This window comes from Actinoplanes sp. NPDC049599 (assembly GCF_044465625.1).
GTDB lineage: Bacteria > Actinomycetota > Actinomycetes > Mycobacteriales > Micromonosporaceae > Actinoplanes.
In genome coordinates, this window is the sequence record NZ_JBITLX010000008.1 from 147,222 (window position 1) to 159,180 (window position 11,959).

Sequence of the window (11,959 nt, forward strand, 5' to 3'; positions counted from 1 at the left end):
TTCATGCCGTTATTCCCATCGATCATGGTGAGTCTTCAGTCGACTTTTAGGGTGGTGGGTGGGGCGGTCGGACGGGAGGCTGCGGAACTGAGGGGACTTTACCTACCATGAGGCCTGCGTGGTGACCGGTCGCCGGCGCTGCGGACGGGGCAGCCACCACGCGCCAATGTGGATCAATTGCACAAAGGCGCGTGGTTGCGGATGAAAGGGAATACTCGGTATGAGCACGGTGGTGATCAAGCGGGCTGCCCGGCGGCCGGCGCCGGAGATCCCGACCGGTGAGCTCGCCGTCGATCCGCCGCCCGAGATCCCGCAGGCCGTCGGTGGGCGCTGGCAGCAGGCGCTGATGGTGCTGCCGATGCTCGGCGGCTCGGTCGCGATGGCCATGATGATGGGCCGCGGTGGCGGCGGCGCGTTCTCCTATGTGGTCGGCGGCCTGTTCGGCGTCTCCTCGCTGGCCATGCTCGCCACCTCGTTCGGCGGCAGCGGCGGGCCCAAGAAGGCCGAGATGATGGCCGCCCGCCGGGAGTATCTGCGGCATCTGTCCGGTCTGCGCCGCCGGGTCCGCGACACCGCCGGCCGCCAGCGGATGGGCCTGTTCTACCGCCACCCCGACCCGCAGCAGCTCTGGTCGACCGCGGAGAGCCACCGGGTCTGGGAGCGCCGCTCGGCCGACCCCGACTTCGGCGTCGTGCGGCTGGCCCTCGGCCCGCAGACCCTGGCCACGCCGCTCATCCCGCCGGTCACCCGGCCGCTGGAGGACCTCGAGCCGATGACCGCCGGCGCGCTGCGCCGGTTCCTGGACGCGTACTCGGTGGTGCCGGACCTGCCGGTGGCGGTCTCGCTGCGCGGTTTCGCCCGGGTCTTCATGCGCGGGCAGGGCCCGACCGGCGAGGCCGACGCGCGCGCCCTGACCCGGGCCGTGCTGGCCCAGCTCGCGGTCTTCCACGCCCCGGACGACCTGATCATCGCGGTCTGCGCCGGCCCCGAGCGCCGGGCGATGTGGGAATGGGTCAAGTGGCTGCCGCACAACCTGCACCCGTCCCGCACCGACCGGCTGGGCCAGGTGCGGCTGGTCGCCAGTGCCGGGCCCGACCTGGAGAAGCTGCTCGAGGACGTGATCGGCAACCGGCCGCGGTTCAACCCGGCGGGCAGCGGCGGCGCCGGCCCGCACGTGGTGATCGTGCTGGACGGCGCCGACCTCAAGGGTGCGACCCAGCTCGACGACGGCATCGACGGCGTCACGGTGCTCGATCTCGACGAGGTGCCGCCGCGGCTGCTGGACCGCTCACTGCTGGTGCTGGAGGTCAGGCCGGGCGGCGCGGGGCGGCACGAGCTGCACACGTACGCGATGGACCACGCCGCCGACGTCGGCACGCCGGACCGGCTCAGCGAGGCCGAGGCCGAGGCCGTCGCGCGGCGGCTCGCGCCGCTGCGGCTGGCCGCGATGTCGCGGACCTCCGACACCCCGCTGGCCACCGAGATGGGCCTGGCCGAGCTGCTCAACCTCGGCGACCCGGACTCGTTCAGCATCGCCCGGGCCTGGCTGCCCCGGCCCAACCGGGACAAGCTGCGGGTGCCGATCGGCCTCGGCGCCGACGGCGGCGCGATCGAGCTGGACCTCAAGGAGTCCGCGCAGGACGGCATGGGCCCGCACGGCCTGCTCATCGGCGCCACCGGCTCCGGCAAGTCCGAGCTGCTGCGCACGCTGGTGCTCGCGCTGGCCGCCACCCACTCCTCCGAGACGCTGAACTTCGTGCTGGTCGACTTCAAGGGCGGCGCGACCTTCTCCTCGCTGGACCGGCTGCCGCACACCGCCGCCGTGATCACCAACCTGGCCGACGAGCTGCCGCTGGTCGACCGCATGGTGGACGCCATCGACGGCGAGCTGCTGCGGCGCCAGGAGCTGCTGCGCAAGGCCGGCAACTTCGCCAGCCTGCGCGACTACGAGAAGGCCCGGGCCGGCGGCGCGGCGCTGTCACCGCTGCCGTCGCTGCTGGTCATCTGCGACGAGTTCTCCGAGCTGCTCTCCGCCAAGCCCGACTTCATCGACCTGTTCGTCCAGATCGGACGGCTGGGCCGCTCGCTGGGCGTGCACCTGCTGCTGGCCAGCCAGCGGCTCGAGGAGGGCCGGCTGCGCGGGCTCGACACCCACCTGTCGTACCGGATCGGCCTGCGGACGTTCTCGGCGCTGGAGTCACGGGCGGTGCTCGGCGTGCCGGACGCGTACGAGCTGCCCCGCTCGCCCGGGCACGGCTACCTCAAGTTCGGCACCGAGCCGCTGGTGCGGTTCAAGGCCGCGTACGTCTCCGGGCCGTTCCGCAAGGCCGGCAGCGGCGGGCCCGGCGCCGCCCGGGACGGCGCCGCGCCGCAGGTGCTCTCCTACTCCACCCACTACGTGCCGGCGCCGAAGCCGGTCGAGCCGGCCCAGCCCAAGCCCGAGGAGATCCCGGCCGGCGAGAGCCTGCTCGACGTGATGGTGGCCCGGCTCAACGGCCAGGGACCGCCGGCCCACCAGGTGTGGCTGCCGCCGCTGAACCAGTCGGCCACCCTCGACGAGTTGCTCGGCCCGGTGACCGTCGATCCGGTCCGCGGCCTGGCCTTCGCCAACCCCGAGCTGCACGGCGCCCTGCAGGTGCCGATCGCGCTCATCGACAAGCCGCGCGAGCAGGTGCGCGACGTCATGTGGCTGCAGCTGGCCGGTGGCGCCGGCCATGTCGCTGTCGTGGGTGGCGCGCAGTCCGGCAAGTCGACCGCGCTGCGCTCGCTGATCTGCGGGCTGGCGCTCACCCACACCCCGGCCGAGGTTCAGGTCTACTGCCTGGACTTCGGCGGCGGGTCGCTGGGCACGCTCAAGGACCTGCCGCACGTCGGCGGCGTCTACGGCCGGCTCGACTCGGTGGGCGTACGGCGCACGGTCGGAGAAGTGTCCACGCTGCTCTCCGTGCGCGAGGGGCGCTTCGGTGAGCTGGGCGTCGACTCGATGGCGTCGTACCGGCGGCGCCGGGCGGCCCAGGCCGGGCTGCACAACGGCGCCGACGCCGACCCGTTCGGCGACGTGTTCCTGGTGATCGACGGCTGGACCACGCTGCGCAAGGACTACGACGAGCTCGAGGGTGTCATCACCGACATCGCCACCCGCGGCCTCTCGTACGGCATCCACGTGGTGACCAGCGCGCCCCGCTGGATGGACTTCCGGCCCGCGATCCGCGACCTGTTCGGTTCCCGGGTGGAGCTGCGGCTCGGCGACCCGACCGACTCGATGGTCAACCGGCGGGCGGCGGTCAACGTGCCGGAGAAGGCCGGCCGCGGCCTCGTCGAGCACCCCACGGACAAGAACAAGAGCCTGCACATTCTGACCGTGCGGCCCGAGCTGAGCGGGGCCGGCGAGACGGCCGAGCTGGTCAAGATGATCGCCGCCAACTGGACCGGGCCGCCGGCGCCGCGGGTGCGCCTGCTGCCGCCTTCGCTGCCGTACGCGGATATCGACCTGGACCGGTCGACCGGGCTGCGCCTGCCGATCGGCATCGCCGAGGCCGACCTGCAGCCGGTCGAGATCGACTTCGCCGGTGACCCGCACTTCCTGCTCTTCGGCGACGCCGAGTGCGGCAAGTCGTCGTTCCTGCGCGCGCTGGCCACCTCGGTGATGCGGCGGTTCCGGCCCGAGGAGGCCCGGCTGATCCTGGTCGACTACCGGCGCAGCCTGATGGACCTGCCCGAGTCCGACCACCGGATCGGCTACGGCATCCAGGCCGCGAAGACGCTGGAGCTGATGGAGTCGGTCGCCGGCTACATGGAGCGGCGTCTGCCCGGCCCGGACGTCACCGCCCAGCAGCTGCGGGAGCGGTCCTGGTGGACCGGGCCCGAGCTGTTCGTGCTGGTCGACGACTACGACCTGGTGGCGTCCGGCCCGACCAACCCGCTCCAGCCCATCGTGGAGTATCTGCCCCAGGCCCGCGACGTGGGCCTGCACCTGATCGTCACCCGGCGGGCCGGCGGCGCCAGCCGGTCCATGTACGACCCGGTCATCCAGCGGCTGCGCGAGCTGTCGTCGCCGGGCCTGGTGATGTCCGGGCCGTCCGACGAGGGCGCGCTCATCGGCCCGATCCGGCCCACGCTGATGCCACCCGGCCGTGGTCGGCTGATGACTCGACGTGAGGGAGTACGGCTGATCCAGCTTTCTCATCTGCCCCCGTACTGAGTCTTCGCGCAGATCGAGCGCACTTGTGGTGCGATCCGCATCGACAGACCCCAGCGACAACGCTCGGATTCGGAGTAATCTCCCACCATCGACCGTCCATCATCAGAATGGTCATGCCGCCAGTGAGCGCTGTGAGCGAAGCACCGCGTGCGTCCCGCCGATCGAGGCGTGACGCTCCCGTACGCCGTCCGGCCTGCGACGGTGCCCGTTGGTGAAGGACCGGCACGTGCCTGCCCGGCTCGTCACCGTCACCGCTGTCGCGGGGCTGTGCCTTGGCGTCGGCGGGGTGCCCGCGCACGCGACCGCCCCGGAGACCGCCACCCCGCCGGCCGCCCTCGCTACGCCGCCGGCCGCCTTCGCTACGCCGCTGGCCGAGCCGGAGCCGTTGCTGGGTGACTCGGTGCGCGCGGAGCAGTGGCACGTCAAGACGCTGAACCTGGCCGGCGCGTGGACCTACTCGCTGGGCGCGGGCATCACGGTCGCCGTGATCGACTCCGGCGTCGACGCCGGCCACAAGGACCTCCAGGGCCAGGTGCTGCCCGGCCTCGACCTGGTCGACTCCGGCGGCGACGGCGACACCGACCTGGTCGGCCACGGCACCACGGTCTCGGCGATCATCGCGGGCCGCAACGACGACAACGTCGGCGTGGTCGGCATCGCCCCCAAAGCCAAGATCCTTCCGGTACGCGTCCTGGACCGGGAGAACAGATACGACGACGCGCTGATAGTGGCCAAGGGCGTGCGCTGGGCCGTCGACCACGGCGCCCGGGTCATCAACCTCTCCCTCGGTGGCAACGGCAGCAGCCCGGCCCTGGCCGCGGCCCTCGACTACGCGTTCGCCAAGGACGTGGTCGTGGTGGCCTGCACCGGCAACGCCAGCGCCTCCGCCTCGTCGTCGTCCGGGGTCTGGTATCCGGCCCGCGAGCCCGGCGTGATCGCGGTGGCCGGCATGGAGAAGGACGGCGACGTGCTGTGGTCGGGTTCGATCACGGGCAAGGAGACGGTGGTGACGGCCCCGGCGACCCAGCTGGTCGGCGCCCGCCCCGGCGGTTACTGGCGCGTCCAGGGCACCAGCTTCGCGGCGCCGATGGTCTCCGGCACGGCGGCGCTGATCCGCTCCCGCTGGCCCACGATGTCGGCGGCCGAGGTGGTCAACCGCATCATCAAGACGGCAAAGGACCGCGGCACGGCCGGCCGCGACGGCCAGTACGGCTACGGCCTGATCGACCCGACGGGCGCGCTGACGGCCGAGGGCGTCCCGGCGGTGCTGCGCAACCCGCTGGACACCACCGCGTCGCCGGGCATCGCGGGCTTCGGCAACGCACCGGCCTCGGGCCAGGCCCAGTCGGCCCCGAGCACCACCGGCGACGGCGTGGTCGGCGCCAGGCTCCCGGGCGCGAACGGCACGGCGGCGCGGGCCGGCGAGGCCCAGCCACCGACGTCCTCGCGCGGCTGGTGGGCGGCGGGCCTGCTGTTCTTGATCTCGGTGGTGGCGGCGGTGCTCACCTTCCGCCGCTTCGCCCGCCTCGCCTGACCTGGGGGCAGCGCTGAGCGCGGTGCTAGTCGCCCAGAGTCGGGTCGGGACGGTTGGTCAGGCTGTCGGCGCCGGGCCCGGCGAAGCCCGCGAGCGTCTGGCCGAAGAGGCCGTTCACGATCCCGCAGCCGCGGCAGACGAAGTCGTCGTCCAGCCGGCCGGTGCCGCAGTGCGCGCAGGTGCCCCGGTCCCGCGGGTCGTGATAGCCGCGCAGCGCCTCGATCAGGGCCCGGGCCACCGGCGCCCGGAGCCGCAGCTGCTCGGCGCTGCCGTCGAGGCCCAGCGTCAGCTCCCCGACGACGGGCGCCTCCGCGTCCAGCTCGTCGAGGCGGGTGACGAACTCACGGACGGCCGCCAGCACGTCGGCGGAGTGCGGTGTCGACATGCGAAGACCCTAGACCTTAGGCGCAGTCGCCGGTCCGGACGCCGCGGGTGCGTTCGGTGCCGAGCCGGGCCGTGCCGGAGGCCTCCGCCGCGGTCAGCGCGAAGCCCACCTTGTTGTCGTCCGCCGCCGCCGCGAAGATGACGCCGAGCACGTCGCCGTTCGGGGCCACCAGCGGGCCGCCCGAGTTGCCGCTGCGGACCTTCGCGTAGATCGTGTAGATCTCCCGGGTGACGTCGCCGGAGTCGTAGATGTCCGGGCCGGTGATGTTGCTGACCTCGCGGACCCGGGCCGACTGCGCGTCGTACGGGCCGTCCAGCGGGAAGCCCAGCACCACCGCGTTCGCGCCCGTGCCGGCGGGCTTCCGCACGAACGGCATCACCGGCGCCCGCAGCCCCGGCACGTAGATGACCGCCAGGTCGCGTTCCGGGTCGTAGACCACGACCTTGCCGTCCAGCTTGTCGTTCGTGGTCTCCACCTGCACGTTGCGGGTGCCCGCCACCACGTGCGCGTTCGTCATGATCCGCTCGTCGGCGTAGACGAAGCCGGAGCCCTCGATCCGGCGCGAGCAGCTCGGCGCGGTGCCCAGCACCTTGATCACCGACTTGCGCGAGTTGACCACCACCGGGGACTTGGCCAGCGCCGGGTCCGGCGCCGCCACCTCGCGGGCGTTGGTGCGGGCCAGGCCGCCGAAGACGTCCGGGAAGCCGTTGGTGTTCAGCGACTCGCGCAGCCCGGCGGAGAGCGCCTGGGCCTGGTCCGGCATCAGCGAGTTGATGCCGTTCAGCACGGCGCTGCTGCGCACCTGCTTGTTGATCCCGGGGAACGGCGTCGACCCGAGCGGCACGGCGATCAGCCAGGCGACCAGCAGCACGGCGACCAGCGAGACCACCGCACCGCCGGCGTCGTCGAGGTGCTGCAGCGGCGGGCTGCTGATCGACCGGCGCAGCCGGGTGCCCAGCCAGCCCGCCAGGGTCTGCCCGAGCACGGCCAGCGCGAAGATCGCCACCAGCGAGACGACCAGCCGGACCGTGCCGTCCTCGAACTGGTTCGCAATCAGCGGGCCGACCTGGAGGCCGATCAGCACGCCGCTGAAGAACCCGCCGAAGGACAGCGCGCCGATGACGAAACCCTGCCGGTATCCGCTGATCGCGAAGACCAGCATGAGCAGGATCAGGATTCCATCGACCACAAGCACTCGCTCAGAGTAGAAGTGACAGTCACGAGACCACCTCGTCGGAGGTGGCCGGCACCGCGACCGGGGTGTCGGGCAGATCCATGAGCCGGCCCGGCTGCCACGGGCGGCTCCAGCCGGCCATGTCCAGTAGAGCCGAGACGACCCCGGCGGTGAAACCCCAGACGAGCATCCCGCGCACCTGGAACGCCGGGCCGATCCAGCCGCTCGGATGCCGTACCCGGATCCGGTTGGCGGGGTCGATCAGCTCGGCGACCGGCAGCCGGGCCACGTGCGCGACCTCCGCGGGCTCCCGCACGTGCACCGGGTGCGGGGCGTGCCACCAGGCCAGCACCGGGGTCACCACGAACCGGCTGACCGGGATGTAGAGCTCCGGCAGCGACGTCAGCACGGTCGCGCTGGCCGGGTCGAGCCCGACCTCCTCGCTGGCCTCGCGCAGCGCGGTGGCCGCCGGGTCGGCGTCGGTGGGATCGGCCGCGCCGCCCGGGAAGGCCGCCTGACCGGCGTGGTTGCGCATGGTGGCGGCGCGCTGCAGCACCAGCAGGTCGGGCTGGTCCGGCTGCTGCTCGCCGAGCAGCACGAGCACGGCGCTGGCCCGGCCGCCGCTCGCGGGTGGCCGCAGCGGCGTGAAATCCTCGGTACGCGCGGAGCCGACCCGGGTCAGCAACGGCTCCCACCAGCCGGGCAGGCCGTCCGGGCGCCCGCTCACCCGGTCACCGTCACGCCGGTGTGTGCCCGCACGAGCCCGCCGAGGGTGGGCTTGTCCAGGGCCTTGCCGGTGTAGACGAACCGCTCGCCGTCGCCGCCGACGAAGACGGTGACCGGCAGGTTGACCTTGCCGAGCGCGGTGAGCAGCTTGGTGTCGGGGTCGAACAGGGTGGGGATGGAGACGCGCCGGTCCACGGCGAACGAGGCGCCGGCGTCCCGCGAGTCCCGGGTGTCGACGCCGACCACGTGCAGGCGGCCGGCGGTGACGTCGGCCAGCGCCTGGATGACGGGCAGTTCGTCGCGGCACGGCGCGCACCACGAGCCCCACAGATTGATCACCGCGGGCCCGCGCAGCTCGGCGAGCCGCACCGCGTCCCCACCGGTGAAACACGGCAGCGAAAGATCCGGCAGATCGGCAGCCCGCCCGCCCGGCACAGCCGGCACCGACCCGCTCGCAACAGGAGCGGCCCGAACCGACCCGGACGCCGCAGAAGCGGTCCGGCTCAGCCCGGACGCCACAGAAGCAGCCCCGCCCGCCCCGGACGGCGCAGGAGAAGCCTGACCCGGCCCGGACGGCGCGGGAGCGGACTCATCCGCCCCGGGGGCGGCGGTCAGCGCCGCGCAGGTCAGGAAAGGGGAGGCCGCGTCCTCCGCCGGCGTCGGCGGCGGCGTGTCGGTGGCCGTGCACGCGGCGAGCAGCAGCGCCAGGGGTGGCGTCAGCCACCGCGCCGGCACCGGCCCGCCCCGGACTCGGCTCACGGCGCCTCCGGCGTCACGACGGCCGCGGCCGGCACCAGGTCGGGGTCGAGGCCCGCCAGGACCGCCAATTCCTTCGCGCGCGGACCCTTCAGCAGCTTCGCCGCCGGGGCCGCCCCGGTCGGGCCGGTGCCGTAGGACGGGCACAGCGGCGCCAGGGTGCACGCGCCGCACGCGGGTTTGCGGGCGTGGCAGACCCGGCGGCCGTGGAAGATGATCCGGTGCGACAGCATGGTCCAGTCGCGCTTCTCGATCAGGTCGGCGACCAGGAACTCGATCTTGACGGCATCTTCCTCGCTGACCCAGCCGAAACGGTTCGCCAGGCGCCGGAAGTGGGTGTCGACCGTGATGCCCGGGACCCCGAAGGCGTTGCCGAGGATCACGTTCGCCGTCTTGCGGCCGATGCCCGGCAGCGCGACCAGCTGGTCGAGCTTGCCCGGCAGCTCGCCGGCGTGGCGGTCGAGCAGCGCCTGACCGAGCTTGATCAGGGAATCGGTCTTCGCCCGGAAGAAGCCGGTGGGCCGGAGGATCACCTCCAGCTCACCCCGGTCCGCGGCGGCGTAGTCGGCCGCGCTGCGGTACTTGGCGAAGACTATCGGGGTGACCTCGTTGACCTTCTTGTCCGTGCACTGCGCCGACAGGATGGTGGCTACGGCCAGCTCCAGCGGGGTGGTGAAGTCCAGCTCACAGTGCGCGTCGGGATGGATCTCCGCTAACTGCTGGGCCATCTTGCGGGCCCGGCGTTTGCGCCCGATCGGGGTCTCTTTCGCGAAGCGTTTGGCCGAGCGGGCGAGCACGGCCGCACCTGCGGTGGCGGCGACGACGGGACGACTCACGCGAGCAAGAGTACGTCGCACCTACGACCGCTCCCGGTCACATACCCGTCACCGGGGCGGCGAGATGGATCCGTCCTCACCGATGGTCGCGGCGGCATCACCGAAGTCGTCCTCCGAGAGCTCCCGGACCCGGTCCAGACCGCGCTCCTTGGCACTGTCCCGGGTGGGCTTGCCGGTGCCGTCCAGGTACGTCGACAGGAACTTCCCGCCCGCGTACGAGCCGTCCCGGTTCAGCGAGACGTGCAGGACGCCGCCGTACTTCAGGACGCCGTCGCTGCTGAGCGTCTTCCCGCCGCCGGCGAAGTTGCCCAGGCTGTACGCGATCAGCTTGCCCTTGTAGAACTGCATGCCCCGCAGCACGTGCGGCCCGTGCCCGACCACCACGTCCGCGCCCGCGTCGATGACCGCCTTGGAGAACTTGATCGGGTCACCCCGGTTCTCGCCGAAGAACAGCTCGTTGCCGGGCTTCACGTGACCCATCCCGGAGCCCTCCGCGCCCATGTGCACCTGCACCACCACGAGGTCGGCCTGCCCGGCGGCTTCCTTGATCACGTCCCGCGCGGCGTCGAGGTCGTTGAGGTTGTTCGCACCCGCGTACGGGGAGAAGCCGACCACCGCGACCTGCACCCCCTTGACCTCGACGACGGTGATCTGACCCGCGGCTCCGGTGTGCTCGAGCCCCGCGTCCTCCAGGGCCTCGACGGTGTTCTTGTAACCCTGGACCCCGAAGTCCTTGGAGTGGTTGTTCGCCGTGTTCATCAGCTCGAAGCCGGCGTCCACCAGGTGCTCGGCGTACGAGGGTGGCGAGCGGAAGGCGAAGCAGTTGGCCCGCGCCGGCGAGCCGCACTTGGAGGTGCCGGTGTCGCCGGTGAGCGGCTGTTCGAGGTTGCCCATCACCAGGTCGGACTTGAGCGCGTCGCGGACCGAGTCGAAGAAGCCCTTGCCGTTGTCGGCGGGCAGCTTGTTCGGCGCGGAGCCCATGATGATGTCGCCGGTCGCCGAGAACGTGATGGTGTCGCCGGTGGTGGCCGACTCCGTCTCGGGTTCGGTGGCGGGCGCCGACGAGGCGCCCGGGGGCGCGGCGGCGTCCGGGGTCTTCCAGACCGGGGCGGCGGTGTCGGAACCCCGATCGGCCAGGGCCACGCCGCCGAGGCCGGCGCCCACGAGCACGGCGACGGCGAGGGTGACGGTCAGGACGGGGCGGCCGAACAGGCCGGGGCGGGGTGGGGGGTGGGAATTCATCGACGAGGACGATACCGTCGGCCGACAAGCGGGGGCAGCCGTCGAACGGCCGGTCATTGCTCACCGAGAGCGACGATTCTTCCGACCTCTGGGACCCGACCGGTTACGCTGCGAGGTCTGGATCGAGGGGTGCCCGCCCGTTTACGGCCCGCGTGCGCCTAGACTGATCGTGCGCGGCGAAGCGCGTATTCGGAGGTACAGCGATGGATGAGGTACTGGCTCGCAGCGGGATCTTCCAGGGCGTTGACCCGGAAGCTGCCGAGGCACTCGCCAAGGAGATGGAGACGATCGAGTTCCGCAAGGGGGACATCGTCTTCAATGAGGGCGAGGCGGGTGACAGCCTTTACATCGTTCTCTCCGGCAAGATCAAGCTTGGTCGCCGGGCTGCGGACGGCCGGCAGAACCTCGTCTCGATCATGGGACCGTCGGACATGCTCGGTGAGCTGTCCCTGTTCGACCCCGGTCCGCGGACGGCCACGGCCACCGCGGTGACCGACACGCGCCTGGCCCGGCTGAAGAAGTCGTCGCTGCGCCCGTGGTTGAACAACCGCCCGGAGATCGCGGAGCAGCTGCTCCGGGTGCTCGCCCGCAGGCTGCGCCGGACGAACGACGCGCTGGCGGACCTGATCTTCACGGACGTGCCCGGCCGGGTGGCGAAGAACCTGCTGCAGATGGCGGGCCGCTTCGGCACCCGGGACGGCGGCGTGCTCCGGGTGACGCACGACCTCACCCAGGAGGAGCTGGCGCAACTCGTCGGCGCCTCCAGGGAGACGGTCAACAAGGCCCTCGCAGACTTCGCGTCCCGGGCCTGGCTGCGTCTCGACGGCAAGAGCGTCATCATCCTGGATCCGGAGAGGCTCGCCCGCCGCGCGCGGGTCTGATCCGGCAGATCGACAAAGCACCACGCAAGGGGCCGTCCTGATGGGCGGCCCCTTGCACGCGTGTCCACCCCCTGATCGGGGGACGGAGCCGCCTTCCCAAGATCCCGTGTCGCACCCGGTCGGCCACTCGTTACGGAGGTGGTCGAGAGGCAATACACGGGCGAGAGGCGCGGGGTCTTGAAGATGGTGGCGGGCGTGCAGCGCAGGGCCGGGCAGAGGTGATT

The 11,959-nt window shown here is 72.2% G+C and carries 9 protein-coding genes; 3 read left to right on the top strand and 6 right to left on the bottom strand.

Annotation, left to right across the window (positions count from 1 at the left end):
- Window positions 1-220 precede the first annotated feature (220 nt).
- Window positions 221-4,201, top strand: a complete 3,981-nt coding sequence (gene eccCa / locus ACIBQZ_RS17325) for a type VII secretion protein EccCa (RefSeq protein WP_396089639.1) — start codon at window positions 221-223, stop codon at window positions 4,199-4,201.
- Between the two features lie 226 nt (window positions 4,202-4,427).
- Window positions 4,428-5,735, top strand: coding sequence for a type VII secretion-associated serine protease mycosin (gene mycP, locus ACIBQZ_RS17330; protein WP_396089640.1), 1,308 nt, complete (start codon window positions 4,428-4,430; stop codon window positions 5,733-5,735).
- 25 nt (window positions 5,736-5,760) lie between these two features.
- On the opposite strand, the gene ACIBQZ_RS17335 is transcribed toward mycP, so the two are convergent.
- From ACIBQZ_RS17335 to ACIBQZ_RS17360, 6 genes are all read right to left on the bottom strand, one after another.
- On the bottom strand, window positions 5,761-6,120 hold the full coding sequence (locus tag ACIBQZ_RS17335; protein ID WP_396089641.1) for a hypothetical protein: 360 nt from the start codon (window positions 6,118-6,120) through the stop codon (window positions 5,761-5,763).
- Between the two features lie 16 nt (window positions 6,121-6,136).
- A complete protein-coding gene (locus ACIBQZ_RS17340) occupies window positions 6,137-7,315 on the bottom strand; it encodes a MarP family serine protease (protein WP_396089642.1) in 1,179 nt (392 codons plus the stop codon).
- 22 nt (window positions 7,316-7,337) lie between these two features.
- Entirely contained in the window at window positions 7,338-8,021 is a 684-nt protein-coding gene (locus tag ACIBQZ_RS17345) for an NUDIX hydrolase (protein ID WP_396089643.1), read from the bottom strand.
- Entirely contained in the window at window positions 8,018-8,779 is a 762-nt protein-coding gene (locus ACIBQZ_RS17350) for a TlpA family protein disulfide reductase (RefSeq protein WP_396089644.1), read from the bottom strand. The genes ACIBQZ_RS17345 and ACIBQZ_RS17350 overlap by 4 nt, the downstream gene beginning before the upstream one ends.
- Window positions 8,776-9,573 carry an endonuclease III gene (nth, locus tag ACIBQZ_RS17355; protein ID WP_396089818.1) on the bottom strand — a complete coding sequence of 266 codons (798 nt, stop codon included), beginning with the start codon at window positions 9,571-9,573 and terminating at the stop codon, window positions 8,776-8,778. The genes ACIBQZ_RS17350 and nth overlap by 4 nt, the downstream gene beginning before the upstream one ends.
- 87 nt (window positions 9,574-9,660) lie before the next feature.
- A complete protein-coding gene (locus ACIBQZ_RS17360; RefSeq protein ID WP_396089645.1) occupies window positions 9,661-10,854 on the bottom strand; it encodes a CapA family protein in 1,194 nt (397 codons plus the stop codon).
- 203 nt (window positions 10,855-11,057) lie between these two features.
- Between ACIBQZ_RS17360 and ACIBQZ_RS17365 the strand changes: the two genes are divergently transcribed.
- A complete protein-coding gene (locus tag ACIBQZ_RS17365; RefSeq protein WP_023562908.1) occupies window positions 11,058-11,735 on the top strand; it encodes a Crp/Fnr family transcriptional regulator in 678 nt (225 codons plus the stop codon).
- Window positions 11,736-11,959: the final 224 nt, after the last annotated feature.

Coding starts and splice junctions, on each gene's coding strand:
- ACIBQZ_RS17360 (WP_396089645.1), bottom strand. CDS start 10,854: ATGAATTCCCACCCCCCACCCCGCCCCGGCCTGTTCGGCCGCCCCGTC.
- eccCa (WP_396089639.1), top strand. CDS start 221: ATGAGCACGGTGGTGATCAAGCGGGCTGCCCGGCGGCCGGCGCCGGAG.
- ACIBQZ_RS17365 (WP_023562908.1), top strand. CDS start 11,058: ATGGATGAGGTACTGGCTCGCAGCGGGATCTTCCAGGGCGTTGACCCG.
- ACIBQZ_RS17335 (WP_396089641.1), bottom strand. CDS start 6,120: ATGTCGACACCGCACTCCGCCGACGTGCTGGCGGCCGTCCGTGAGTTC.